This window comes from Paenibacillus xylanilyticus, from assembly GCF_009664365.1.
GTDB classification, from domain to species: Bacteria; Bacillota; Bacilli; order Paenibacillales; family Paenibacillaceae; genus Paenibacillus; species Paenibacillus xylanilyticus_A.
In genome coordinates this window covers 3,902,559-3,927,970 of the sequence record NZ_CP044310.1, presented here as the reverse complement: position 1 = coordinate 3,927,970, position 25,412 = coordinate 3,902,559, and the positions used below count along the sequence as shown (strand labels likewise).

23 protein-coding genes are annotated in these 25,412 nt (G+C 47.7%); 19 read left to right on the top strand and 4 right to left on the bottom strand.

Going from position 1 to position 25,412, the window contains the following annotated elements; all coding sequences use genetic code 11:
* Window positions 1-8: 8 nt before the first annotated feature.
* Both F4V51_RS17265 and F4V51_RS17260 read left to right on the top strand, forming a co-directional pair.
* Window positions 9-515 carry a DUF4178 domain-containing protein gene (locus F4V51_RS17265; protein WP_095286504.1) on the top strand — a complete coding sequence of 169 codons (507 nt, stop codon included), beginning with the start codon at window positions 9-11 and terminating at the stop codon, window positions 513-515.
* Window positions 516-526: 11 nt separating this feature from the next.
* The gene (locus F4V51_RS17260; protein ID WP_095286505.1) at window positions 527-1,261 is read left to right on the top strand and encodes a DUF4247 domain-containing protein; all 735 of its coding nucleotides are present in this window, start codon (window positions 527-529) and stop codon (window positions 1,259-1,261) included.
* 128 nt (window positions 1,262-1,389) lie between these two features.
* Here F4V51_RS17260 and F4V51_RS17255 read toward each other — a convergent pair whose 3' ends face one another.
* The gene (locus F4V51_RS17255; RefSeq protein WP_153978993.1) at window positions 1,390-1,680 is read right to left on the bottom strand and encodes an HNH endonuclease; all 291 of its coding nucleotides are present in this window, start codon (window positions 1,678-1,680) and stop codon (window positions 1,390-1,392) included.
* A gap of 166 nt (window positions 1,681-1,846) precedes the next feature.
* On the opposite strand from F4V51_RS17255, the gene glp reads away from it, so the two are divergent.
* Together glp and mobB are read left to right on the top strand one after the other, a co-directional pair.
* Window positions 1,847-3,115: a molybdopterin molybdotransferase MoeA gene (glp, locus tag F4V51_RS17250; RefSeq protein ID WP_153980748.1), complete on the top strand. Its 1,269-nt coding sequence runs from the start codon at window positions 1,847-1,849 to the stop codon at window positions 3,113-3,115.
* A gap of 5 nt (window positions 3,116-3,120) precedes the next feature.
* Window positions 3,121-3,666, top strand: coding sequence for a molybdopterin-guanine dinucleotide biosynthesis protein B (gene mobB / locus F4V51_RS17245; protein WP_153978992.1), 546 nt, complete (start codon window positions 3,121-3,123; stop codon window positions 3,664-3,666).
* Window positions 3,667-3,826: 160 nt separating this feature from the next.
* Here the strand turns inward: mobB and xerS are convergent, their stop codons facing one another.
* Window positions 3,827-4,921 carry a tyrosine recombinase XerS gene (xerS, locus tag F4V51_RS17240; protein ID WP_095357422.1) on the bottom strand — a complete coding sequence of 365 codons (1,095 nt, stop codon included), beginning with the start codon at window positions 4,919-4,921 and terminating at the stop codon, window positions 3,827-3,829.
* A gap of 171 nt (window positions 4,922-5,092) precedes the next feature.
* Between xerS and F4V51_RS17235 the strand changes: the two genes are divergently transcribed.
* The 10 genes from F4V51_RS17235 (at window position 5,093) to rbsB (ending at window position 16,766) form a co-directional block, all read left to right on the top strand.
* Window positions 5,093-5,581: a GNAT family N-acetyltransferase gene (locus F4V51_RS17235; RefSeq protein ID WP_127536748.1), complete on the top strand. Its 489-nt coding sequence runs from the start codon at window positions 5,093-5,095 to the stop codon at window positions 5,579-5,581.
* A 243-nt stretch (window positions 5,582-5,824) separates the two neighbouring features.
* The gene (locus F4V51_RS17230) at window positions 5,825-6,721 is read left to right on the top strand and encodes an aldo/keto reductase (RefSeq protein ID WP_153978991.1); all 897 of its coding nucleotides are present in this window, start codon (window positions 5,825-5,827) and stop codon (window positions 6,719-6,721) included.
* A gap of 396 nt (window positions 6,722-7,117) precedes the next feature.
* Window positions 7,118-8,362: an MDR family MFS transporter gene (locus F4V51_RS17225; RefSeq protein ID WP_153978990.1), complete on the top strand. Its 1,245-nt coding sequence runs from the start codon at window positions 7,118-7,120 to the stop codon at window positions 8,360-8,362.
* Window positions 8,363-8,794: 432 nt separating this feature from the next.
* Window positions 8,795-10,900 carry a serine hydrolase domain-containing protein gene (locus F4V51_RS17220; RefSeq protein ID WP_236146580.1) on the top strand — a complete coding sequence of 702 codons (2,106 nt, stop codon included), beginning with the start codon at window positions 8,795-8,797 and terminating at the stop codon, window positions 10,898-10,900.
* A 188-nt stretch (window positions 10,901-11,088) separates the two neighbouring features.
* Window positions 11,089-12,078 carry a LacI family DNA-binding transcriptional regulator gene (locus F4V51_RS17215; RefSeq protein ID WP_153978989.1) on the top strand — a complete coding sequence of 330 codons (990 nt, stop codon included), beginning with the start codon at window positions 11,089-11,091 and terminating at the stop codon, window positions 12,076-12,078.
* Window positions 12,071-12,952, top strand: coding sequence for a ribokinase (gene rbsK / locus F4V51_RS17210; RefSeq protein WP_153978988.1), 882 nt, complete (start codon window positions 12,071-12,073; stop codon window positions 12,950-12,952). Before F4V51_RS17215 ends, rbsK begins: the two co-directional genes overlap by 8 nt.
* Window positions 12,949-13,350 carry a D-ribose pyranase gene (gene rbsD / locus F4V51_RS17205; protein ID WP_153978987.1) on the top strand — a complete coding sequence of 134 codons (402 nt, stop codon included), beginning with the start codon at window positions 12,949-12,951 and terminating at the stop codon, window positions 13,348-13,350. The genes rbsK and rbsD overlap by 4 nt, the downstream gene beginning before the upstream one ends.
* 14 nt (window positions 13,351-13,364) lie before the next feature.
* Complete coding sequence (locus tag F4V51_RS17200) at window positions 13,365-14,846, top strand: sugar ABC transporter ATP-binding protein (RefSeq protein ID WP_153980746.1); 1,482 nt, start codon at window positions 13,365-13,367, stop codon at window positions 14,844-14,846.
* 10 nt (window positions 14,847-14,856) lie between these two features.
* Window positions 14,857-15,819 carry a ribose ABC transporter permease RbsC gene (gene rbsC / locus F4V51_RS17195; RefSeq protein WP_390581965.1) on the top strand — a complete coding sequence of 321 codons (963 nt, stop codon included), beginning with the start codon at window positions 14,857-14,859 and terminating at the stop codon, window positions 15,817-15,819.
* Window positions 15,820-15,833: 14 nt separating this feature from the next.
* A complete protein-coding gene (rbsB, locus tag F4V51_RS17190) occupies window positions 15,834-16,766 on the top strand; it encodes a ribose ABC transporter substrate-binding protein RbsB (protein ID WP_153978985.1) in 933 nt (310 codons plus the stop codon).
* 105 nt (window positions 16,767-16,871) lie between these two features.
* Here rbsB and F4V51_RS17185 read toward each other — a convergent pair whose 3' ends face one another.
* Together F4V51_RS17185 and F4V51_RS17180 are read right to left on the bottom strand one after the other, a co-directional pair.
* Window positions 16,872-18,644: a sensor histidine kinase gene (locus tag F4V51_RS17185; protein ID WP_153978984.1), complete on the bottom strand. Its 1,773-nt coding sequence runs from the start codon at window positions 18,642-18,644 to the stop codon at window positions 16,872-16,874.
* A gap of 3 nt (window positions 18,645-18,647) precedes the next feature.
* Window positions 18,648-19,388: a response regulator transcription factor gene (locus F4V51_RS17180; RefSeq protein WP_153978983.1), complete on the bottom strand. Its 741-nt coding sequence runs from the start codon at window positions 19,386-19,388 to the stop codon at window positions 18,648-18,650.
* Between the two features lie 368 nt (window positions 19,389-19,756).
* Between F4V51_RS17180 and F4V51_RS17175 the strand changes: the two genes are divergently transcribed.
* Genes F4V51_RS17175 through F4V51_RS17155 form a run of 5 tightly spaced genes read left to right on the top strand, consistent with a single transcriptional unit; the run spans window position 19,757 to window position 25,390 of the window.
* Window positions 19,757-20,761, top strand: coding sequence for an ABC transporter ATP-binding protein (locus F4V51_RS17175; RefSeq protein ID WP_153980745.1), 1,005 nt, complete (start codon window positions 19,757-19,759; stop codon window positions 20,759-20,761).
* Window positions 20,758-21,756, top strand: coding sequence for an ABC transporter ATP-binding protein (locus F4V51_RS17170; RefSeq protein WP_153978982.1), 999 nt, complete (start codon window positions 20,758-20,760; stop codon window positions 21,754-21,756). The genes F4V51_RS17175 and F4V51_RS17170 overlap by 4 nt, the downstream gene beginning before the upstream one ends.
* 22 nt (window positions 21,757-21,778) lie before the next feature.
* Window positions 21,779-22,729 carry an ABC transporter permease gene (locus F4V51_RS17165; RefSeq protein WP_153978981.1) on the top strand — a complete coding sequence of 317 codons (951 nt, stop codon included), beginning with the start codon at window positions 21,779-21,781 and terminating at the stop codon, window positions 22,727-22,729.
* Window positions 22,730-22,781: 52 nt separating this feature from the next.
* The gene (opp4C, locus tag F4V51_RS17160; protein WP_153978980.1) at window positions 22,782-23,681 is read left to right on the top strand and encodes an oligopeptide ABC transporter permease; all 900 of its coding nucleotides are present in this window, start codon (window positions 22,782-22,784) and stop codon (window positions 23,679-23,681) included.
* A 59-nt stretch (window positions 23,682-23,740) separates the two neighbouring features.
* Window positions 23,741-25,390: an ABC transporter substrate-binding protein gene (locus tag F4V51_RS17155; RefSeq protein ID WP_153978979.1), complete on the top strand. Its 1,650-nt coding sequence runs from the start codon at window positions 23,741-23,743 to the stop codon at window positions 25,388-25,390.
* The last annotated feature ends 22 nt before the right edge of the window (window positions 25,391-25,412 follow it).

Here is a 25,412-nt window from a genome sequence, read left to right as displayed (position 1 = left end):
TAATGGGTATGAGTGTATGGAAACGGATTAAAGGAATACTAGCCAAACCCGAACCACCACGAGCAGAGAAAACCATGCTGGACCTTGAGCCTGGAGATATCTGTGAGGTCTCGCTCGTTACGTATGAAGTTGTGGGGCGGGTGCAGCATCGTGCGAGAAAAGCGGTGGTACTCACACTGCAGGACGGTACAACGTTTAGACATTTGCATGTAGAAGAAAGAGAATTGACACGTTATTCCCTCTATACGCCAATTGATGGCCGTCTTGACGCACCAGACGAAGTCCCAACCTTACTCGATCTGGACGGACGCGCGTATCATCTGGAGGAAGAATATGGAGGAATGGTTACCACTGCCGGCAGGACACCTTATGGTCAGGCTGGAGAGCAATTGGTTTGGCAGTACCAGTCTGATGATAACATGCTTCTGCGTGTGGAATGGCAAGACAGAAGATTTACTCTGTATGAAGGTGAGTCCATTCTTCCTGCGGATATCAAAGTGATTCGTTCGAGCTAGGAGAGGTTCCAATGAAAAAGCGCATGGCACTTGGATTAAAATTAATGCTGGTCCTCAGCCTTGTCATGTCCCTGTTGTCCGCGTGCGGGATGCCTTCCGTTCAGGACACTTATCCGCTTGAGTCTGTAAGTGGCAGTGGCAATACGACATCCTATGTGTATCGGGCTGCCGACCGTTCGGTTCCGGAAGTGGCTCAGGAATTATCGGAACAGCGAAAACCTGATCAGATCTCGGCGGAAAATGAAGAGCGGATGTTCCTGGTGTATCAGGACCAGTATTATCATTTGCAGCAGGACCCGAACAAGAAGGAAGATACCTTAATTGAGGTGGATTCCAAGGAATACGTACGCCAGAATTATGATTCTTCCTTTTTACAGGGGTATTTGACCGCAACGCTCATTGGCAATTTGTTTGATTCCTTTGGCGGCAGCGGATACGGAAAGTACAGAGGGTACACCGATCGTGATACGTACAAACCGAATCAAGGTACTTATCGTGCACCAACAAGCAATGACAAAAAGGCGGCTCCGCCTATCACGGTTGATCGAAAAGGATCCATTACCCGGCGGGGAGGAGACACCGATACTAGTGTAGGTTCAGGCGGTGGATTGTTTAGCCGAAAAAAGGAACCGAGCACCGGTACCGTCGAACGTAACAAAAGCGGTGGATTGTTCAATTCACCAAAGAGCTCTTATAAGAAACCCAAAACAAGGGTAGGCGGCGGACGAATCATGAGGCGAAGATAAAGACGAGATCTGCCAGCCTGAAGAGTTTATAGAGAACAGCCACAAGGTAAGGCAGAATAAATGCTGCCATGCGCAAGCTCACCTTGTGGCTGTTCTTTTTGTTTTTATATGGGGAAGTATCGTTTGAATTAGGATCTGCGAACGTGATTGGATTTGCGTGTCCGGGGAATGGTGGAAGGTGGCTGTTTGCGAATCCAACGAACAAATGGGGCCATTCGTTCATTCTCTCGTAGTGCCTGAATGTCTGTTAAATGGAGACGGATAAGATCCTGGTTGGTAAACAGCGAATGAATTTGTTTATGACACGGAATACATAGATCAGCAGTAGGCATGAAAGTACCGCCCATTTCCTTGGGCGTGAGATGATGAACTGTTGTTTCCACAGGCTCTCTACCGCATAATTCGCATCGGTTGCTCATATCTGCTCCTCCGTTCTTACCCCTATTATGGGCATAAGCTCACAGTTTCATGTTACCCGCGAGGCGAGTACTTGTCACACCCCTGCTTTCACGCTACACTTTCTTAAACAAGTTCTGTCCCAAGGAGGTCCGTTTCATTTTGAGAATCAATACACATTCAGATGATATGACAAGTGGCAAATTCAACCGTACAGCCGTGCAGGTCGAGGCTGCTCAGGCCAGAATATCACCTCATGTTACTACAGCTTTAGTTGAAAAAGTAACCTTGGAATCTGCGCATGGACGAACGCTGGCAGAAACGATTCATGCTCCGCATCCATACCCTTTCTTCAGAAGGTCAGGTATGGATGGTTATGCCATTGTCAGCAGTGACACAACTCATGCGACCAGCGATGAACAGGTCTGGCTGCGAGTCGTTGATGAAATTCCATGTGGATATACATCGGATGTACCCATCACTCCAGGTACCACTGCGCGGATCATGACAGGTGCACAAGTGCCTGAAGGAGCAGATGCCGTTGTTATGCTGGAGATGACCGAAAGCAGGGAACAGGATGGAGAACAATGGATTGCATTGAAACGCCATATCCAGCCCAATGCCAATATAACGCCAATTGGACTGGAGGTTCAGGAAGGTCAACTGCTGCTTGAAGCCGGAACGATCATCCAGGCAGGAGAACAATCCGTATTGGCTACTTTTGGTGTGGCCGATGTACCGGTATTTAGACGTCCAAAAGTCGCCATTTTTGCAACGGGAACGGAATTGCTGGAGGTGCATGAGCCTTTGCAGCCTGGACGCATTCGTAACAGCAACAGTCATATGCTCCGTTCCTTGGTCGTGGAGGCAGGTGCTGAACCTGTGATGTATGGATCCATAGCCGATGATGTGGATACGGCTCGTGCTAAACTGGCAGAAGCAGTCGAGCATAACGATATTGTCGTCACCACAGGAGGCGTCTCGGTTGGGGATTATGACATTATGGGTGATCTGGTACGGGAAGGCAACATGGAGATGCTGTTTAATAAAGTGACGATGAGACCAGGAAGTGTTACGACAGCTGCGGTTGTTAGTGGGAAGTTGCTATTTGCCCTATCCGGTAACCCGGGAGCTTGTTTTGTAGGATTCGGACTGTTCGTACGGCCTACCATTCGTATGATGCAAAACGATTCCCGGCCTTATTTGGATGAGTGGACAGCGACCCTGGATCAAGAATATACAAAAGTGAACAATTTTACGCGATTCGTACGGGGGCGCACAGAGATTCGGGATGGCAGGGTATATGCGAAGCCTGCTGCGTCAAGAGTGGATGAGTCCAGCGTCATGATTACCATCAAGGACAGTGATTGTCTGATCATCATTCCGCCTGACAAGAAAGGGATTGCTGCAGGAGAACAAGTACACATACTCAAGCTGCCAAGTGGACAGGTGAGGTAGGGCTCATGGTCAACAAGAGGACACTTCCACACATTGTGCAGATCGTAGGATACAAAAATACGGGGAAAAGCACCTTAACTGCAGAACTCACGAGATATCTTTCTTCGGAGGGGTTACGGGTTGCCGTCATTAAGCATGATGGACACGATCATTTCCAGATGGATCATGAAGGAACCGATTCATATCGTTTCCATCAGGCGGGAGCCTCCGCCGTGGTAGTAATGTCGGAGAAGCGAACGGCTGTCATCGAGCAGCAGCCAACCAGTCTGGAGACGATGCTGAGTCGTCTATCGGATTATGACTGGATTCTGATCGAAGGATACAAAGCAGCACCTTACCCCAAACTGGTGATGATTCGTGAGGAACAGCATGTCGCTATACTTCAGAAGCTAAAGGGAGTGATGGCGGTTATTTCCTGGTTTCCGAGAGAAACCTTGCATGCTGCGGGGAGTGAACCTGATCTGATAAGCGAAGTGGTTTGGCACGCTGTGCAGGAACCGGAACTTATTGCCCGATGGTTGCTGGAACATGTGAATTTAGCGCAGTCATAAGCCGGAAAGTATTTGGTGTGATCGAAAGAATAATGCAGTTTCATATCAGCAAATTCTACCGTATTCGTTATCATTACTATATTGAATAAGCGAAAAACAGCGGATATTCTTACTGGTTATCAGTAAAAAGTATCCGCTGTTTAATTGGTATGGGTGTCTCCTATGACCCCGTACCTTCCGAACGACGCTCAATGGCTTCAGACATCGTTTTGTCCGTAAGATGTGCATAGATTTCGGTCGTTTCTGTCGAAGCATGCCCAAGCTGTTCCTTTGTTTTATAGATGTCGTTTTGCAGGTAATAGTCTGTCGCAAAGGAATGCCGCAGTTTATGCACCGTCAGATACGGTTTGCCAAAACATTTGGCATATTTCATAATCATGGCTTGAATCGCTCGTTTGGTCATTCGGCTGCCTTCGGATTCACCGTTACGAAGCGCAATGAATAATCCTTTTTCCCGTTTGGGTGTGCGATATCTTGATTGCCGGAGCTGCATGTAGTTGGCTAGTTCATCCTTGGCTTGCTCCCTGAAATATACGGGTGTTTTGAACGTTTCATCATTGTTACCTTTGCGGTAAACATATAACAATTTGTTGTTCAAATCCAGATCATCAACATTCAGGTTAACCACTTCGGATACACGTAGTCCGGAATTGAGAATAAGACTGGCGATGCAAGCATCCCGTTCTTTGTTGAGTTCATGGGAATAGAGGGCTTGTTTGTTTTTTTGCATATCGACTGCATATCCCTCGAGGATATATCCGATAAACTCAAGCAGCTCCTCATCCTCTAATAGTTTTCCTTTGAGCTTCGCCGCGGTGTCCTTTGGCTTATGTGTGCGTTTGATCTCAATCTTGGCCATAATATTGCGTTTCAGCAGCGGATAGAAATCTTCATCTTCGGCAATTTGGCTCAAATAATGAAAGAGGGAGCGCAGAGAGGACAGTTTGCGGGATACTGTAATTCTCGAATTGGCTCCTTCGCGTTTAGTTGCGAGGAACAATCGGAACGAGGTTACCGAATCCATTCGTAATACTTCGAGTTCAGTTAACGTCACTTCGCGGTTAGACTCAGCCTGGGACAAACCTTCAGCACGCAGCCAACTGAAAAAAGTATCATAATCCCTTAAGTACTCGAGCAGGGTAGAAGGTGATAAATCGGGAAGCTTATAGTCAATGAATTGCTGAACGAACCAAGGCATGGAAGGCAGTTTGTCATCCAGCTTGCGTCGATCAATCTCTTTTTGCACATTGGTCAAGTTCGGCACCTCCTGGTTAATTCTTCTTCGAATAGTCTATGTCCTAGTGTACCATAATTTGCTTGGTCACAGCCTGTTCACGGAATAGAGCAGAGGAGGGCGGTATTCTTGCCCTTCGCGGTACAAACCTTTAAAGTAACTAGTATAAGTTAAGCAGAGGAGGTGAACCGGATGAATATGCAAATCGAGCTGGTTCCCCGGGAACGGAGTCAGGTAATTCGGCATTTAATGCAGTTTTATCTATATGATTTTACAAAATACCTGAATATCGATGTGGACAGCAATGGCATTTTTCCGGAGTATCCCGGTTTGGAAGCATTTTGGGAGGAGGAAGGGCGTAAATTTGCTTTTCTCATCACGTGTGATGGAGCCCCGGCCGGTTTTGCACTGGTGGAACGCTTCGAGCCTGGGAGTAAGGATAACGATTATTATTTGACCGAGTTCTTTGTTATGCAAAAATATCGGCGGAGCGGAATAGGGACTCAAGCGGCACATGAGCTGTTTCATCGATTTCCGGGAAGATGGAAAGTAACGCAGGTGCGCAACAATGTGATCGCTCAGGCGTTCTGGAGGAAAGTGATTGGAGCCTACACAGGAGGAAGATTTCGTGAGAAATTTCATCCGGAACTCGGTAATCCGAGCCAGTTTTTTGTAACGTAAACGTGTGTGAGGACCTAATCGACTGTCACTATACATATTGGATTGAATTAGGAGCGTGTGACACGATTAGATCCGATATTTCATGGACAAGAACAGAGGGCACTTTTCTTATACGGATTTTAAATGTTTATTGGACAAATAGATCTAAAGTGGGTGCGATGTTCGTCTAACGGGTAATAACCCATAAAGTTGTCAATCTTTCATAAGTTGTACCTATATTAACGAAGCTCGGAGGAATCAATCATGGAACTGCGCGAATATGGAAACACAGGCATGAAAGTAAGCACGCTCGGATTTGGCGGATCCGAAATCGGAAGCAACGTATCCAAACAAGACGTGGAAACACTTCTGAATACCGCTTTGGATGCCGGATTGAATGTCATTGATACCGCCGAATGTTATGGGAACAGTGAGGAACTGATTGGAGATGTACTTTCGCATCGGCGTGATGATTATTATTTGTTTACCAAATGCGGACATGCTGCCGGGGTGGATGGACCTGATTGGGACGCCAAGGTGCTGGAGCAAACGATTGACCGCAGCCTGAGAAGACTCAAAACGGAGTATGTGGATGTCATTCATTTGCATAGCTGCTCTGAAGAAATTCTTCGGCAAGGGGCGGTAATTGAAGTGCTGCAGCGCGCCAAGGAAGCCGGAAAGACCAGGTTTATCGGGTACAGTGGGGACAAAACGGACGCGCTATACGCGATTGAAACCGGGGTGTTCGACAGTTTGGAAACTTCGCTAAATATTGCAGACCAGGAAGCGATTGATTTGACATTGCCGGAGGCGAGAAAAAGAAACATGGGCGTCATTGCCAAACGACCGATTGCCAATGCGGCATGGACGTTTGACACGCTCCCCGAAGATGCCTATCCATTCGTATATTGGAGACGGTTGCAGGAGCTGGGCTACGGTTTTCTTGCAGGTAATGATGTACAAGCGGCGGTTGAAACGGCCCTTCGTTTCACGTTAAGTACGGAGGGAGTCGATACGGCTATTGTTGGAACAACGAAGCCCAACCGGTGGCAGCAAAATGCTGATCTGGTCGCCAAAGGGGCTCTTCCGCAGGAACTGTACGATGAAATCAGAACAAGATGGAAGGAAGTTGCCGGAGCGGATTGGACCGGACGTACGTAATGAAAGAATGGAGCGAACGGTTCGACAGAGAACCGTCGACTTTTGAAAGCCGCCCTCGGGCGGTTTTTTTAATGAAATCCAAGCTTCCAAGCTCCAAAGTTAAAGGAGACATACCTGCCAAAACAATAGAAGAAAATTTTGAAAATATAATAATTATAATATTTCAACATATGAAAAATTCAGAATAATAAACATTATCTGTGTATCTGCACGAGATATAGATACCGTGTAAGCCTTTGACGAAAAAAAGAGTGAGGATTAAGCCTAAACGTAAAAAGTCAAGTCTGTTTACTAAATAAAATGTCCCTCTAATAAGTCCATGGGCCGTATAATAGAATTCATACATATGTTTATAAGAACATGTAAAATCAGGAGTGGTCAACAAGGGGGAACAGCATGGCTTCACAGTTAAAACAAATTCATCCATTGGCATGGACGATTATCGTCGGTACCATCTTTGGACGTATGGCAACTTCAATGAGCATTCCATTTCTGTCCATCTATTTGACACAGCAGATGGGGGCTTCGCCAACTCAGACAGGCATAATCGTGGCCGTGAGCGCGCTCGTCGGTGTTTTTGCCAGTTTCTATGGGGGGTACATCTCTGACCGGATTGGTCGTAAGAAAGTGTTGTTCATGTCAGTATTTGGCTGGGCGCTCGTATTTATAGGGTTTGCCCTATCGGACCAGATCTGGCTGTTCTTTATCATGAATGCACTTAACGGCATTTGCCGGGCGTTATTTGAACCGACATCCAGGGCGTTGTTATCGGATATCACACCACCGTCAAACAAGCTGCTTGTATTCAATCTGAGGTATGCAGCGATAAACCTGGGTGTTGTGTTCGGACCGCTGCTGGGACTGTATTTGGGATTATCGGATTCCAATTTGTCCTTTCTGGTGGCTGGAGGAGTATACATAGCTTACGGTATTCTATTAATAATTCAGTTTATTCTTCATCCTCTGAAGCAGGACGAGCAGAGCACGGGGACAGCGGAGCCGATCCGTTTGAAACAAGCATTCCGCATTACAAGTGGAGATCCTGTTTTTATGTTTGTTTTGATTGGGACTATTTTTTGTGTGCTCGGGTACGGACACTTTAGCTCGACGCTACCTCAGTTCATGGCGATTAACCCGAATATGACAGATGGTGCGAAATGGTTTGGATACATGCTTTCCTTAAACGCAGTGGTTGTTCTCGCCGTTCAATTTCCGGTGGTTCGTATCGCGAGTCGCTTTCCACCTGTAGTACCGCTCATTACAGGCAATATTATGGTAGCTGTCAGTCTGCTGCTGTTTGGATTGGCACAAAGTCCATGGATGCTGGTGGCGGCAGTTGTTATTTTTACGGTAGGCGAAGTACTCATGTTTACGCTGATGGATGTTCTGGTGGATCGGATTGCGAAGCCGGAACTGAAAGGCACATATTTCGGCATGATCGGATTCAACAATCTGGGCAATGTCAGTGCTCCAATCCTGGGCGGCTTTTTGCTGGACAGCTTCGGGGCTAACGAGCCAATGCTTGTCTTTGCACCAATTGCAATAAGTGCTGTATGCGGATTGCCTTTTTTGTGGATAGCACATCAACGATTACAGGCGAGAGAACAGCAACAAACGATGGAAAACGCACTGGGAAACTAGTCGGATGCGTATATGAAAAATTCAAGAACCTTCAAATCACTTTAATGTGATTCCGAAGGTTCTTTTTTAGCTCTATAATTACAATATTTCAACATATGAAAAATTCACAATAATAAAACCATTTTCCGTACCTTGTTTCGACCTGCAATCAAGCTGCACTTGCACTCCCCAAATGTTAAAACGAACTTCATTATCCATGAGTAAAAGTCAACAAAAAATATTCGAGAATCTAACGAAAGTAGAATCAGAGTAGATTGTATCCATATTTGGAAACTTCAATAACGACGTTGATGGGTGTCATGATAGTGCCGCATTCGCGGCTTTTTTTGTAGTTCATGTTCAGTTCATATGGATGACACGGGCAGTACATTTTCCTTAAGTACACTTATCTAGACGCCACCTGATGGTAGCCAACACAGAAAAAAACAGGAGATGATAATTTTGTCCATCAAGAAACGAACTTTAATTACAGCCGTAACGCTGGTGTTTACCACACTTGCTCCAATGTCTGCTATGGCTGAGCCGGTAAGTAACGTCAACGATGTTACGTACGAGATGACTAAAAAAGCAGTGATGGAGAAAGCCCAAATTCTTACCGATAACTATGGCACAACAAGCGTGCAATATGCACTCATACATGATGGTGAAATCGTAATTTCCGGGCAAGCCGGCAAGAATGACATGAATAACGCTGTACCTCTCACCGCAGATACGATCTATGGCATAGGTTCAACTAGCAAAATGGTAGTTACTACTGCTGTGATGAAGCTGGTCGATGAAGGGGAAATTGATCTGGATGTACCAGTCATACATTATGTCCCTGATTTCAAAATGGAGGATGAACGTTACAAAGAAATCACGGCGCGAATGCTGTTGAATCATTCCTCCGGACTTCCTGGAACTTCAAGCAGCAGTGCGATCCTGTTCGGGGATAACGATACTTACGCACATGATACATTGTTGGATCAACTCGCAACGCAAAAGCTGAAGGCAGACCCCGGAGCATATTCGGTTTACAGTAACGACGGCTTTTCGTTAGCCGAGATTCTGGTTGAGCGAATTAGTGGAATGAGTTTTACTGCATACATGCACCACTATATTACCGAGCCTTTGGGTATGAACAACACCAAAACGCCACAGGATCTGATTAGTGACAACAAAATGGCCGTGACGTATTCAGCCCTGCACAACGGACAACTTCCACAAGAAAACACAAATATGATTGCTTCGGGAGGCATTTATTCCACAGCCGAAGACTTGGTTCAATTTGCGCAAATTTTCACGGGAGAGGTCAAAGGTATTCTCTCGAGTGAATCGGCAGAAGCCATGGCAGCAGAAGAATACAAGAATGGCATGTGGCCGGAAGATGCAGATTCGTCCATTTCTTATGGCTTGGGCTGGGATAGTGTAAACCTTTTCCCTTTCAATGAATATGGCATCCAGGCCGTTGCCAAAGGCGGAAATACGATTTCGTATCATTCCTCTTTAATTGTGCTTCCGGAATACAACATGGCTGCAGCCGTCACCTCATCGGGAGGAACAAGCACAATGGATCAATTGATTGCAACGGAACTGCTGCTTGGTGCACTTGAGGAGAAGGATATCATTACGGAACGAAAGCCGGATAAGTCATTCGGGACGCCTGTAAGCGCAACGATGCCTAAGGGATTATCAGCGTATTCGGGCATCTATGGAGGTGGAGCCAGCTCGCTACTGAATATTGATGTGCAGGCTGATGGACAACTAAATTTGTCCGCGCCTTTAACACCGAATAGTGCTGAACAAAAGTACACATATACCACAGATGGAACTTTTACCAACGATGAAGGTACGGAAAAATTGATGTTCGTTGAAGAAGATAACGGGAATATCTATTTATGGTCACGCTCGTATCAGTCCATGCCTGGGCTTGGGCAGATCGCTTCTTCCGAATATAAGGCTGAGAAGCTGGAAACGAGTGAATTGTCCCCGGATGTAGCGGCAGCCTGGCAGAAACGTGAAGGTAAGAATTACTTTCTTGTGAACGAGAAATACACTTCAACGGTATATGACAGTGCTACACCGATCATCCCGATTCGTCTCTCTGACGAGATGCCAGGCTTGGTATACACCAATACAATCATAGATGCCAACCTCGCTGTGAACGAGCTGCAAATCCCCGGTTTGGCCGGTCGTGATACGATGGAATACGAATTCTTCAAGGAAAACGGAGTGGAATATGTCTCAGCAGGGGGCAAAGTTTATGCGAGCCAGGACGCAGTGAAGGCGCTCTATTCCGGAAATCAGTCGAAGACAACGATCCAGACGAATGGTTATGCCACTTGGTACTCGATCCCGGCGAAAGCCGCAGGTAAGATTATGACGGTCCAAATGCCTTCAAAAGGTGCTTTTACCGTGTATAATCAAGCGGGTATTTCCATTAATCACACCGTGGTCAGCGGTCAAAACGAGGTAGTTCTTCCTAAGAATGGCACCCTTGTTTTTGCTGGTGATATCGGTTCATCATTTGAAATTACACTCGCCAGCATCGAGAATTAAACAACGGAAATAATCATTGAAACGGACAGAAAGTCACGTAAACCGTGGCTTTTTGTCTACGGATAATCAAAAACATTAGGAAACACAAAACAACTTGGATAAATTCCCAGTAAAAAAATGATTGTCAAATAAAAAGAGATGTGATAATTTAATTTCTGTAACCGGTTACACATAAGGAGAACAAATTCATGACAACAATCAAAGACGTAGCGAATTTGGCTGGTGTATCAGTAGCCACCGTATCTAGGGTCATCAATGACAGGGGTTATGTACATGCGGATACTCGCAAGAAAGTAGAAGATGCCGTGAAGGCGCTTAACTTCTCCCCTAATGAAGTAGCTCGCTCATTATATAAACGTAAGTCCAAACTGATTGGTCTGCTGCTGCCGGATATTGCAAACCCTTACTTCCCACAGTTAGCTAGGGGTGTAGAGGATCGGATGCAGGAGCAGGATTTCAGGCTGATATTCGGAAATAGTGATGAGGATGAATCGAAGGAGCAGGATTACATCCAGACGTTTATCCAAAATAACGTAGTAGGTGTGATTTCATCCACGAACTACCCTCATTCTCCAATATATGAAAAATTAAAAATACCTGTGGTGTTTCTTGACAGGACTGCATTCGATAGTCCTTCGGTCTATGCGGACGGAAGAGAGGGCGGACGATTGGCCGCGAGAGAGATCATCAAGCGCGGTAGTCGTAGGATAACCGTTATGCAGGGTCCCTCACATATCAAACCAGCACAGGATCGGTTCGAGGGAGCCATTGAAATCATCCGGGATGCCGGATTGGATTACCATGTGATTCAGACGACCTCGTTCTCTTTTAACGAAGCGGGATTATGGGCAGAAGAGCTGTTCAGCAAATATGCTGACACGGATGGGATCATTGCCAGCAATGACATTGCAGCTATGGCAGTACTGCATGAGGCTTCGCGAATCGGGAGAAAGGTTCCTGACGATGTGCAAGTAATCGGATTCGACGACATTCCGATGAGCAGCCTGTTATCACCCGCATTGTCAACCATTCGCCAGCCTGCTTACGAGATGGGCAGGGAAGCGGCGGGATTACTTATCGGGCTTGTCGAACAAGCTCCAATCGAGAACAAAAACATACAGATGCCCGTAAGTTTTATCGAACGAGGCACAACGAGAAAGGTGAATTCAGATGGCTAAAATATGCGTAATCGGAAGCAGTTCCATGGATCTGGTCGTTACTTCTTCAAGACGTCCGGGGGCGGGTGAAACCGTCCTCGGGGAAAGTTTCAAAACGGTACCTGGCGGTAAGGGAGCCAATCAGGCGGTTGCTGCTGCAAGACTGGGTGGTGAGGTAATGATGATTGGCCGGGTAGGAGACGATGCTTTTGGTCAAGACATTTTGAATAATTTCAAAGCAAATGCTGTAAATACGCAAAATGTGAAACCGGTTACACATTCAGAAAGCGGAACGGCTCATATCATACTGGCGGAAGGCGATAATAGCATTGTATTTGTTGAAGCTGCCAATCGCGAAGTCACTCCCGAGTATGTTAACCAAGCGGCGGAAGCGATCCGCAATGCCGATATCGTACTGATCCAGCAGGAAATTCCGGAAGAAACCGTTGTCCGTGTGAGCAGCCTGTGTGCTGAATACGGAACGCCACTGCTGCTTAATCCGGCTCCAGCGAGAACAGTGCCGCAGGAAGTCATTGACAATGCCGCGTACATCACGCCGAACGAGCATGAAGCCGAAATCCTGTTTCAAGGCATGAGCCCGGCTGAGGCATTGCGCAAATACCCTAACAAGCTGTTCATAACGGAAGGCAGCAAGGGTGTTCGTTACTTTGACGGAGCAGAAGAAATCCTGGTGCCAACATATAAGGTGGAGGCCGTGGATACCACCGGTGCAGGGGATACATTTAATGCTGCACTTGCGGTCGCCTTAGCGGAAGGCAAGCCGCTGCAGGAGAGCATACGGTTCGCCAATCGTGCCGCATCGTTGTCCGTGACCAAATTTGGAGCACAGGGCGGCATGCCGACGAGAGACGAAGTGGAGGAGAGTTTATCATGAAAAGAAATGGCATACTAAATAGTCACATTTCTAAAATATTATCTGATTTGGGTCATACGGACATGATTGCCATTGCGGATGCGGGTCTCCCCGTTCCGGAAGGAGTGCTCAAGATTGATGTGGCTCTGAAACTCGGAACGCCAAGCTTTCAGGAAGTGGTTGAACTGATCGCAGACGACATGGTCATTGAGAGAGTAATCGTGGCAGAAGAGATCAAGGAAGGCAATCCGGGAGCTCTGAAGTTCGTTACAGATAAATTTGGCAACGATGCCATTGACGCTTCCATCAACCACGAACAATTCAAAGCACTAACCCGGCAGGTTAAAGCAGTCGTTCGTACAGGTGAAGCTACACCCTATGCCAATTGCATTTTACAAGCAGGAGTCCATTTTGGTTAAAAGGAGGTTGCATGATGCATATTCAGATGCACAACATTCATAAAGCATTTGGCACCAACCAGGTGTTAAGCGGAGTGGATTTCGAACTGAGGGAAGGTGAAGTTCATGCCCTGATGGGTGAGAATGGAGCCGGCAAATCCACGCTGATGAACATTTTGATCGGACTTCACCAGCGTGACCAGGGAACGATCTCCATTGATGATAAGGAAACCTACTTTGGCGGTCCGAAGGAAGCAGAGAAGTTAGGTATCGCATTTATTCATCAGGAGCTTCACGTTTGGCCCGAAATGACGGTGCTCGATAATCTTTTCATCGGTAAGGAGATGACTTCTTCCTTAGGGTTGCTCAATACAAAACAAATGAAAGCGCTCGCTTCAGAACAATTCGCCAAGCTGTCGGTACAAATTCCGCTCGAACGGCCCGCAGGAGAATGCTCTGTTGGACAGCAGCAAATGATAGAAATCGCCAAGGCGCTGATGACAGATGCGAAGGTCATTATTATGGATGAACCCACTGCAGCGTTAACGGAACGCGAAATTCAGAAGTTGTTTGATGTGATTACTGCACTGAAGAAAAACGGAGTATCCATTGTGTACATTTCTCACCGTATGGAGGAGATCTTCACCATCTGCGACCGAATCACGGTCATGCGGGATGGCAGGACGGTAGATACCCAGCCTATTCCTGAGACAAGCTTCGATGAAGTGGTGCGGAAAATGGTTGGACGGGAGCTGACCGAGCGATATCCGGCTCGTAATCCTTCTTATGGTGAAGTGGTTCTGGAAGTGCGGGACGCAAGCATTAAGGGACTGTTCCGACATGTCAGCTTCAATGTAAGAGCAGGTGAGATTGTTGGTTTCTCCGGACTCATGGGTTCGGGACGAACAGAGATCATGAGAGCGATCTTTGGTCTGGATACCCTGGACAGTGGAGAAGTCTTGGTCCGTGGCAAAAAAGCAAACATTCGTAAACCTTCGGATGCAGTGAAACACGGCATCGGTTTCATAACAGAAGACCGTAAGGATGAAGGGCTTGTACTGGACTTCTCGATTAGGGAAAACATGGCGCTGACCAATCTGTTCAGCTTCTCCAGTAAAGGGTTCATTTCAGCTCCAAAAGAGCAGGAATTCGTCGATACCCTGATCAAGCGTCTGCAGATCAAGACGCAATCTTCGGAGACAGCTGCGCGTAACCTATCTGGGGGCAACCAGCAGAAGGTTGTTATTGCCAAATGGGTGGGCATCGGACCAAGCGTGCTCATTCTGGATGAACCAACCAGAGGTGTGGATGTCGGAGCGAAACGTGAAATCTATCAGTTGATGAATGAGCTGACAGAACGCGGCGTCGCCATCATCATGGTATCTTCGGAGCTTCCTGAAGTGCTCGGTATGAGTGACCGAATTGTGGTTGTGCATGAAGGGCAGATCAGCGGAGAGCTGGCCAGGGAAGAAGCAACACAGGAAAACATTATGACATTGGCCACAGGGGGACAGTGAAATGACAACAATGCAGAACAACAAAACAACCGGAACGGGATTCCGCTTATCCAACGTAACACAGAAATTAGGACCGCTGCTTGGTTTAATCATTCTTATTATTATCGTATCCGTACTGAATCCAAGCTTCTTGGAACCGCTTAATATCTTGAACCTGCTGCGTCAGGTATCGATTAATGCACTGATTGCCTTCGGTATGACCTTTGTCATTCTGACCGGCGGGATCGACTTGTCCGTTGGCTCCATACTGGCTCTATCCAGCGCATTTGTCGCAAACATGATGTTGTCTGGCCTGGATCCGATTTTGTCCATCATCATTGGGGTAGCACTTGGTGGTGTGATGGGTATGGTGAATGGACTCATGATTACGAAGGGTAAAATGGCTCCATTTATCGCAACATTGGCGACAATGACCATATTCCGCGGTTTAACGCTGGTATATACGAATGGTAATCCGATCACAGGACTCGGGGACAGTCTGCTGTTCCAACTGTTTGGACGCGGCTATCTGCTAGGCATTCCGGTACCTGCCATAACGATGTTGATTACCTTCGTGATTCTATGGACGATTCTGCATAAAACGGCTTTTGGCCGCAAAACGTATGCTATCGGTGGTAATGAGAAAGCGTCCATCATCTCGGGTATCAAAGTCACACGTGTGAAGATCATGATCTATTCCCTTGCAGGAATGCTGGCAGCTCTAGCAGGTGCAATTCTGACATCTCGTTTGAATTCCGCACAGCCAACAGCAGGTACTTCTTATGAACTGGATGCGATCGCAGCCGTTGTTCTGGGCGGAACAAGCCTGACGGGTGGACGCGGACGGATCGTGGGCACATTAATTGGTGTTCTGATTATCGGCGTGCTGAACAATGGTTTGAACCTACTCGGCGTGAACTCCTTCTATCAAATGGTGGTCAAAGGTGTCGTCATTGCGATTGCTGTCCTGCTGGACCGCAAGAAAACGGCTTAAGGGGAGAAACAACTATGAAAAAATGGACATTAACACTTGTAAGCATGATTATGATCATTGTTCTGGCCGGGTGCTCTCTGGAGCCCCCTGAATGGGCGAAGCCGGACGGTGCCGGAAATAAAGGACAGAAGAAAATAGGTCTCTCGATTTCAACACTGAACAATCCGTTCTTCGTTTCATTGAAAGACGGAGTCGTCGCAGAAGCTCAAAAGCAAGGCATTGAGGTTATCGTTGTCGATGCACAAAATGATTCGGCCAAGCAAACCAACGATGTGGATGACCTTATTCAGCAGGGCGTTGATGCACTCCTGATTAACCCGGCGGACTCCGCGGCAATCTCTACGGCAGTTCAATCTGCCAACAGCGTAGGCATTCCCGTAATTACACTGGATCGTTCCGCAGACAAAGGTGAGGTAGCGGCTCTGGTAGCATCCGATAATGTCAAAGGCGGACAGATGGCAGCCGAATATTTCGTTGAACAGCTCGGTGAAGGTGCTAAAGTCATTGAACTTGAAGGTGTGCCAGGAGCTTCCGCTACACGTGAACGGGGTAAAGGGTTCCACGAGGTGGCTGACCAGAAGCTTGACGTGGTTGCCAAACAATCGGCGGATTTCGACCGCTCCAAAGGTTTGAATGTGATGGAAAACCTGCTGCAGGGAAATCCGGATGTACAGGCTGTATTTGCCCATAACGATGAGATGGCACTTGGTGCGATTGAAGCGATTCAAAGCTCGGGCAAAGACATTCCAGTGATCGGGTTTGACGGCAACGACGATGCAATCAAATCCATTCAGGATGGAAAGCTGACAGCGACCGTTGCTCAGCAGCCGGTACTGATTGGCCAGCTGGCCGTACAAGCTGCTCTCGATGTCCTGGAAGGCAAACAGGTGGAGAAGTCCATCCCGGCAGAATTGAAGCTGGTGACCAAGGAAAATGCAAACAACTAGTATCCATAACATCCCGTTTCGGCGAACCGCCGGGGCGGGTTTCTTTTTTTCTGAACAAGGATTGGATAAAAGAAAACGGCTCCTTCTTGACGAACTGCGCGGGAATTAACTGATTGGAAGCTTGATATCTATCAGAGTTCCACGGCCGGGTCTGCTCTTGATGCACAGCTCGCTTCGATGACCATAGGCAAGCTGTATTCTTCTCTGTGTATTAATCAAACCGATGTGGTTCGCATCCGCTGTGTCACTAAACAGCCTTGTACGCAGCTCGACCATCCGCTCCTCCGATATGCCATCGCCATTGTCGATGACGGCCAAACGCAGCAGGTTACCATGGCGCTGAATCTTGATCTTTACGGCCAGTTTCTGATCCGAACGACTTAAGCCATGCTGAAGGCTGTTTTCGATCAGCGGTTGAAAGATCAGTTTAAGCACCTGGTATTTCTCCAGCTCTTCTTCGTATTCCCACCAAATATCAAATCGCTCCCCGTATCTTGTTTTCTGAATCGCGATGTAGCTCTTCGTATTTGCAATCTCCACGTTAAGCGGCACAAGTCCATTTTGCCCATCCAGGGAATATCGCAAAATGTCGGACAAATGCTCTACAATGCTCGTTAGTTCGTTCGGCCCGTCCGTGTATCCAGCAGCCTTCCAGTGTATTGTCTCCAGCGTATTGTAGAGAAAATGAGGGTTGAGCTGTGATTGCAGGGCAGCGAACTGGGCAGCTTGCGTTTTGTACTGGCTTTCCGAAAGTTGAACGCGCATGTAATTGTGCTCAATAAAATTCTGTAACAGGCTGCGAATAATCTGACTGTAGACGTTATTCCCCTTTGAACGATGCAAGGGAAGCGGCTTGCCTTTCTCTGCCGCGTTTAGAATGGACATGATGATCTTGAGATCCGCATAATTCTTCTTGGTGAGCTGGAAGGCGAGCAAAAGGGCAGCAACCAGCGCCATGACCATCAGTACAGCTCCAATGCGAAGCAGACGAGTAAGCGCGGTGTAAAGTGATTGCTTCGGCGTGACGGAAATGAATGTCCAGTCGTACGTCTCAGAGTAGATCATGTGAATCAAGGCTTCCTCATTCGAAGTTTGCGTCGTAACAGAGCTGTTCTTACTCGAAATGACCTGCTGCATTTCCTCGGAACTTAGCTCGTACTTGGCGTTATTGTGAAAGATAACAGAGCCTTGCTGATCCACAACGGCAAGCAGCTGTCCTTTTGCGGTAGCGAGATCATTCAGCCTGCGTTCAATGTACTCACGTTTGATATTAAGGACGATAACACCGGTATTGTCATCCGACACCTTAAAATGGCGGTACATGGTAATGACGTCTGCATATTCGATCTCGTCGTTCAAATTATAGCGTGGAATCTTCCGGCTTTCCGTCCAGATCTCTTCGTGATGTGCATGCTTTTGATAGCTATCAAACCAGAGGTGATCCGGATCTTCTCCAAGCTCGATAAAACCTCCAGTAACGGACGAAATGTAGCGCTGGTTATCGTTATTTAGATAGATATAGATGGAATCAATATAGGAACTGGCGATGGAGGGTGAATCAATAAAGTTTTTCAGAACGGCCAGTTGTTGGTAATCCTCTGCCGATGGCAGGGGCTTGTTCAGCATATCCTTGAGGTTCATGAACTGGGTTGTGCTGGCGATGATATGCAGGTTCAGAGCGTTCTGTTCATTGAACAGGAGTTCAATGTTCTCTTTGGTTTGCTTCAGCATGTTCATGTTGTTACTTTTGATACCATGAACGACGTACTGCTGGGTTAGGAACGCGGACAGAGCACTGAGAACAACGAGCGGGATCAGCATGGGCAAAAGAAAGGTCAGCAGGTTCTTGATGAAAAAACGGACAGCTGTTGTGACCATAAATTAATCTTCGTTCCGGTATTCTCTGGGAGTCACCCCGAAGAAGCTCCGGAACATCCTGGTGAAATTTTTGGCGTTGCTATACCCGACAATTTCACTGATCTCGTACGTTTTGCAGTGGGTGGTCTTAAGTAGTTCCGCCGCACGATGCATACGAAGTTTCATGACATAATCGGAGAAGTTCTCACCGGTCTTGGTCTTGAAAAATTTGCTCAAGTAGAAGGGATTAAGATAAACATGCTTTGCAGCGTTCTCCAGGGTGGCAGCAGACAAATTATCCTGCAAGTATGCCTTAACCTTCTCGATGGTGTGATCCGCCAGGCCGCTCTCCGCAGACGATGCAGAAGGGGAAGGAGCAGGCATTCTCTCATGATCCATTTCACTTCGGAGATGTCCAAACACTTCAGCAATTTCCACGTATTTAGTAGGTTTTGTCAAATAGCGTTTGACTCCATACTGTACGGCCAATTGTGCATATTCAAATTCCTTGAAGCCGCTTAAAAGGATAACCTTGACCCCTGAGCCTTGTCGGTACAGCCGCTCTGCTACATCAATGCCTGATAGGGACGGCATCCGGATGTCACATAGAAGCACGTCCACAGGTTTCTCCTCGATAAAGGCGAGTGCTTCCTCCCCGTCGCAGGCTTGCCCGACAACTTGATATCCAAATTCATGCCAAGGGAAATAGTTACTCAGACCGTTGCGAATTTCGCTTTCATCATCCGTGATTAAGAGATTGTACACGGCCACACCCCGTTCTCTAGTATTCTTAAAATTTGATACCTTTCTGGTCTATCAAGGCAATGATGTCAAGAAATGATCCCTAAAGCTAATGAAAAGTGCCTTTAATTTATCGTCATATTGACGTTAAATAAGATTACAAGTTGAGATACATCACCGATATGTTAGGGGGATACCACTAGAAAGAAAATACGATAATTGAAATATATCATAAGTTTCCAGTGAAAAATATGTAGATTTCTCCAATGAAAAAGAGAAAAAAGTGTGGGTATCTACATCTTCTTCTTAAGAGGGCTGCACAAACCGTAATTTCAGGTTAGATTATATAACATTTGATTGCAATAGAGAGCAACGATATAGACGAAGGAGGGATACGCATGCTGCTAGAGCTGAAGGACGTAAAGACCGTGTTTAAAACGGACAAAGGGGAAGTTACTTCGGTGGATCGGGTCAGCCTTAAGCTGGAGAAGGGGGAAACGATCGCCATCGTTGGCGAATCGGGCTGTGGTAAAAGTGTTACTTCGCTCTCCATCATGAGACTGCTCGGCAAGAATGGCAGTATCAAGGAGGGTGAGATTCGGTTCATGGAGAAGGATCTCGCGACCTTGCCTGAGCCCGAACTGCGTCTAATTCGCGGCGGAGACATTGCGATGATCTTTCAGGAACCGATGACATCACTCAATCCCGTGTTCACTATTGGGAACCAATTGATGGAAGCCATCCGGCTGCATACCGATTTAAGAGGAAGGGCAGCTGAAGGTTATGCCGTCGAAATGCTGGAAAAGGTCGGTATCCCCCGTCCTGAGGCAATCATGAAGAGCTACCCCCACTCTCTATCTGGAGGGATGAGGCAGCGCGTGATGATCGCAATGGCCCTTTCCTGCAAGCCGAAATTACTCATTGCCGATGAGCCAACAACCGCACTGGATGTGACGATCCAGGCACAGATTCTGAATCTGATGAAGGAGCTTCGCGAAGAAATGGATACCTCGATCATGCTTATAACACATGATCTTGGTGTTGTTGCCGAGATGGCCGATAAGGTCGTGGTAATGTATGCCGGTCAATTCGTCGAGGAGACTGACGTGTATACCCTGTTTGAGCAGCCGCTTCATCCTTACACACAAGCGCTGATGAGATCCATTCCCCACATTGAATCCGATGCCGAGGAGGCACTGACCTCCATCCCTGGTGCGGTGCCTCCCCTTACGAACATGCCGAAGGGCTGCCGATTCCACACTCGCTGCGAGTTTGCCGAAGGAAAATGTCTGTCCGAAGCACCGATGCTGCTGTCGGTTGAGGAAGGCCACCATGTGCGCTGCTGGATGGCACAGGATTCAGGTGCCTGGAAGATGCGAGAGGAGAATGTCATATGACGCTTGTGGAACATAGGGTGGGCCTAGAACCGCTGCTTCGAATCGAAGGTTTGAAGACGTATTATCCAATTAAACGAGGACTGCTGTCCCGAACCGTTGGAAATGTAAAAGCAGTGGACGACATTTCGCTGGAGCTGTATCCAGGAGAAACACTGGGACTTGTTGGCGAGTCGGGCTGCGGCAAGTCGACCATCGGCCGCAGCATTATCCGACTTGAGAATCCAACGAGTGGAAGAATATGGTTTGAAGGACAGGATATTACGAAAAGCACAATATTAGACCTCCGCAGGGAACGGACCAAAATGCAAATGATTTTTCAGGACCCATACTCCTCCCTTAATCCCCGGATGCGGGTTCAGGAGCTGCTTGCCGAGCCGATGCGGGTGCATGGTCTGGCCACCGGAGCGGAGCTGGAGACAAGGATAGACCACCTGCTGGATACGGTCGGTATACCCCGAAGCTATAAGCAGAGATTTCCCCATGAATTTTCAGGGGGTCAGCGGCAGCGCATCGGGATCGCTCGTGCACTTTCCCTGAATCCGAAGCTCATCGTGTGTGACGAGCCGGTATCCGCGCTTGACGTTTCCATTCAGGCGCAGATCCTGAACTTGCTAAAGGAACTGCAGCGGGAGCTGGGACTCACATATTTGTTTATCGCTCATGGCCTCGGGGCCGTCAAGTACATCAGTACTCGTATTGCGGTGATGTATCTTGGCAAAGTGGTGGAGATCGGAACAAAGGAGCAGATCTTTGCGAACCCGCGACATCCGTACACGCAAGCTTTGCTCAATGCTTATCCGGTCCCGGATCCCCGCAAGCGCGGACAAGAGCGGATCGTTCTTCAGGGAGATGTCCCCAGTCCCGCTAGTCCCCCGTCAGGCTGCCGGTTTCATACCCGGTGTGTTTACGCCCAAGCATTGTGCAAGGAGCAGGAGCCCCTTCTGCAAGGAGAAGAACACGCGGTGGCTTGTCATTATCCACTGACTGTCGGTTAAATCGCAAGAGAGGAGAGAGAGCATGTTTACTTACGTCATTCGCCGCATTCTGATTGCAATTCCCGTTTTGTTCGGCATTACGATCATCAATTTTGTCATCATCAATCTTGCGCCTGGTAACCCCATTGACATGTACATGACACCGGATACACCTCCGGAATTGCTTGAGTTACGTAAGGAGCAGCTTGGATTAAACGATCCAATTGTCGTTCAATATTTCAAATGGCTCGGTCAACTGCTGGTCGGGAATTTGGGATATTCCTTCAGCACTAGTGAATCGGTTGTTTCACTCATCGGCGAGCGTCTGGGGCAGACTGTGCTGCTTGGCATCTGTGCTCTGATTATTGGCCTTTTGATCGCGCTGCCAATCGGAATCATGAGTGCAGTCCGGCAAAACTCGAAATTCGACTATCTGATGACTGGACTCTCCTTCGTTGGAACGTCCATTCCCCAGTTTTTCCTTGGTCTCTTGTGCATTTATATTTTCGCTGTTCAACTCGGCTGGCTTCCCGTCGGCGGAACAGAGGATCTTGGCGGCGGAGGAGGGTTAGCCGACCGAATCAGACATTTGGTGCTACCTTCCATAGCACTCGCAGTCGGTATTGCCGGACGCAAAGTGCGTTATATCCGGGCGAGTATGCTGGATGTATTGAAGCAGGATTACCTGCGCACCGCTCGAGCCAAGGGGCTCAAAGAGTTCTATGTCACCAACAAGCATGCCCTGCGCAATGCTCTGATTCCGATTATTACGGTCGTCGGAATGGAAATTCCGATGCTCTTTGGTGGAGCCGTCATTGTGGAACAATTGTTTCAGTGGCCTGGCATCGGACAGTTGACTATTCAATCAATCATGTCCAGAGACTATTCGACCATCATGGGTCTAAACCTGGTCGCTGCCATGATTGTACTGGCTGCCAATCTACTTACAGATATTTTTTATTCGGTAGCTGATCCTCGTATCCAATATCAGTAACTGAAGGCTTATATTCCACGAAACAAACCACGAATGAGAGGAGGCGGATTCGATGTCTGCTGTACAAACCCCAGTCGCCGGAGGCGTTATCCTTCCGATTCAACAGGCAGAACCCGAGAGCGTCTTCCGGCAAATGGCCCGACGTTTCCTGAAGCATCGGCTGGCCGTCGCCGGACTTGTTGTTACCTTGCTGCTTATCCTCATAGCTATCTTTGCTCCTTGGCTAGCCCCGCATAGCCCTTATGCTGTAACCGCCGAATTTTCTGCTGCACCTTCCTCTTCCCATTGGCTTGGAACCGACCAGGTGGGAAGGGATGTGCTGTCCCGTCTGCTGTACGCGACGAGAGTTGCGGTAACAGTAGGATTTGGAACAGTCGCCTTGTATGTCGCTTTTGGAACGATCATCGGTCTTTGGTCTGCTTATGTTGGCGGCTGGATTGATATGTTGGTCATGAGAATTACGGATATGTTCATGGCATTCCCCTATATGATGGTTATTCTTGTGGTTGTCAGTGTGCTTGGACCAACACTTTGGACGCTGGTCCTTGTTCTTGCTCTATTCTCCTGGCCTTCCATTGCCCGACTGGTTCGGGGGAGTGTACTGACGCTCAAGCAAATGGATTACATCAAAGCCGGAGTGGCTTTGGGGCTGAGCACACCGCGCATCGTCTTCCGTCACATCCTGCCGAATGCGCTGGCTCCCATTATCGTGAACGCGACATTCGGTGTTGCTGCGGCAATCATGGCAGAGTCCGGGCTAAGCTTTTTGGGCATGGGCGTACAGCCACCAACGGCCAGTTGGGGCAATATGCTGACAGATGCTCAATCTATTAGCGTGATGACGGACCAGCCCTGGCTTTGGCTGCCTCCCGGTATCATGATCCTGGTGACGGTGCTCGCTATCAACTTCGTCGGTGACGGCTTACGTGACGCACTTGACCCGAAACAATAAGCTACATTGCATCTCTCAATGATGACATACAAAACGAGATATTAAGTGGAGGAGATCCGATGAAAAGGGTGCGTAAAGCTTTGATTTGCGGAGTATTGACATTATTAATGGTACTGGTCACGGCCTGCGGTACGAATTCTGACAGCAATACATCATCGTCTCCGGGATCGGGTGGCGAAAGTGCTTCTGCTTCCGGGGGGGCCGGTCAGCCTCTGTATATCGGCCTTGTAAATCCCGTGACGACATTCGATATCTTTAATTTGGATAATGCAGGTGTCTTCGTTAACTCGTTGATGAGCGATACCCTTGTTGCCATGAACAGCGATTATGGATTCGATCCGAAGCTTGCCGAATCGATCGAAACGACGGACAATCTGAACTTCACCATCAAGCTAAACAAGAACGCGAAGTGGAGCGATGGGGAACCGTTTACGGCAGACGATATCGAGTTCACGTTCCGCATGTTCACGGATGTTAACGTGAAGACCCTTCTCAACATGACGTTCGTCGCTGGACTGAATGAAGCGGGTAAGAGAGGGGAGGGGCAAACGGAGCTGGGTTTCTTCAAAAAGGTGGATGATTATACGTTTGTCATTACGACGAAAAACCCGATGGAAACGAACCAATTCAAGAGTCAGTTCGGCACGTACTTCCGATATCTGCCAGAGCACATATTGAAGGATGTGGCCCCGGTGGATCTGAACAAAAACGAATTTATGATGAATCCTACGGTCACCAACGGAGCCTACAAATTTGTCAAATTCGCCAAGGACCAGTACGTGCAGCTCACCGCCAATGAGCAATATTACGAAGGTGCGCCGAATATTAAGGACATTTATATCAAAATGATGCCGGCGACGAATCTCGCAGCCCAGCTTCAGACGGGAGACATACAGTTGACTTCTCCTGGTGTAGGTCTCATTCCGGTACAGGATTTTGACAAGGTAGCGAATATGGCGAATGTGACCACAGGTTATGGAGATGCCAATAATCCAAACATCATGTTCATCAATACGAAGAAGTTCCCGGATCCAAAAGTGCGTCAAGCCATGGCTTATGCCATGAACCGCCAGCTCATTGTAGATCAATTGCTCAAAGGACAAGGTGAACTCGTGGATGGCATGCTCGGCCAAAATCACCCTTATTACAATAAAGATATCCCACTTTACAGCTACGATCCAGAGAAAGCAAAAGCACTGCTGAACGAAGCGGGCTGGGACTTCAACCAGTCGATTGAATTCGTCGTTCCGACAGGCAACAAAATCCGCGAGCAAGCATCTGACATCATCGCCGAGAATCTGAAAGCAGCCGGTTTGAAAGTGCAAGTGACAAAGCTTGATTTTCCGACAACCTATCAAAGAGCTCTCAAGCACGAATACGACTTGACGGTAATCAATCTTGGCTTCATTCTCGATCCGAACTCCGTGCTGGGTCTGTTCAAAACGGGGGTCAGTTTTAATCTTGCAGATTATTCGAACGCTGAAGTCGACGAGCTGTTGGCCCAAGGAGCAGAAGAGCTGGAGCCATCAAAGCGTTTCGAGATTTACCAGCAGGTTCAGCAAAAGCTGCACGACGATGTTCCGGCAATTGCCCTGTATGCGGATAAGCAAATGTATGCAGCGGCCAAAAACCTGGATATTGGCAAAAGTCTCGATACCAGCACGGTGGGCTTGACAAACAACGTTGCCAAGTGGAAATTTACCCCTTGATTGATTAACGACCAGCTTCGGT

Excerpts from the sequence above, each read along its gene's own strand:
- F4V51_RS17265 (WP_095286504.1), top strand. The coding sequence starts at position 9 with ATGAGTGTATGGAAACGGATTAAAGGAATACTAGCCAAACCCGAACCA.
- F4V51_RS17260 (WP_095286505.1), top strand. The coding sequence starts at position 527 with ATGAAAAAGCGCATGGCACTTGGATTAAAATTAATGCTGGTCCTCAGC.
- F4V51_RS17255 (WP_153978993.1), bottom strand. The coding sequence starts at position 1,680 with ATGAGCAACCGATGCGAATTATGCGGTAGAGAGCCTGTGGAAACAACA.
- glp (WP_153980748.1), top strand. The coding sequence starts at position 1,847 with ATGACAAGTGGCAAATTCAACCGTACAGCCGTGCAGGTCGAGGCTGCT.
- mobB (WP_153978992.1), top strand. The coding sequence starts at position 3,121 with ATGGTCAACAAGAGGACACTTCCACACATTGTGCAGATCGTAGGATAC.
- F4V51_RS17235 (WP_127536748.1), top strand. The coding sequence starts at position 5,093 with ATGAATATGCAAATCGAGCTGGTTCCCCGGGAACGGAGTCAGGTAATT.
- F4V51_RS17230 (WP_153978991.1), top strand. The coding sequence starts at position 5,825 with ATGGAACTGCGCGAATATGGAAACACAGGCATGAAAGTAAGCACGCTC.
- F4V51_RS17225 (WP_153978990.1), top strand. The coding sequence starts at position 7,118 with ATGGCTTCACAGTTAAAACAAATTCATCCATTGGCATGGACGATTATC.
- F4V51_RS17220 (WP_236146580.1), top strand. The coding sequence starts at position 8,795 with ATGATAATTTTGTCCATCAAGAAACGAACTTTAATTACAGCCGTAACG.
- F4V51_RS17215 (WP_153978989.1), top strand. The coding sequence starts at position 11,089 with ATGACAACAATCAAAGACGTAGCGAATTTGGCTGGTGTATCAGTAGCC.
- rbsK (WP_153978988.1), top strand. The coding sequence starts at position 12,071 with ATGGCTAAAATATGCGTAATCGGAAGCAGTTCCATGGATCTGGTCGTT.
- rbsD (WP_153978987.1), top strand. The coding sequence starts at position 12,949 with ATGAAAAGAAATGGCATACTAAATAGTCACATTTCTAAAATATTATCT.
- F4V51_RS17200 (WP_153980746.1), top strand. The coding sequence starts at position 13,365 with ATGCATATTCAGATGCACAACATTCATAAAGCATTTGGCACCAACCAG.
- rbsC (WP_390581965.1), top strand. The coding sequence starts at position 14,857 with ATGCAGAACAACAAAACAACCGGAACGGGATTCCGCTTATCCAACGTA.
- rbsB (WP_153978985.1), top strand. The coding sequence starts at position 15,834 with ATGAAAAAATGGACATTAACACTTGTAAGCATGATTATGATCATTGTT.
- F4V51_RS17185 (WP_153978984.1), bottom strand. The coding sequence starts at position 18,644 with ATGGTCACAACAGCTGTCCGTTTTTTCATCAAGAACCTGCTGACCTTT.
- F4V51_RS17170 (WP_153978982.1), top strand. The coding sequence starts at position 20,758 with ATGACGCTTGTGGAACATAGGGTGGGCCTAGAACCGCTGCTTCGAATC.
- F4V51_RS17165 (WP_153978981.1), top strand. The coding sequence starts at position 21,779 with ATGTTTACTTACGTCATTCGCCGCATTCTGATTGCAATTCCCGTTTTG.
- opp4C (WP_153978980.1), top strand. The coding sequence starts at position 22,782 with ATGTCTGCTGTACAAACCCCAGTCGCCGGAGGCGTTATCCTTCCGATT.
- F4V51_RS17155 (WP_153978979.1), top strand. The coding sequence starts at position 23,741 with ATGAAAAGGGTGCGTAAAGCTTTGATTTGCGGAGTATTGACATTATTA.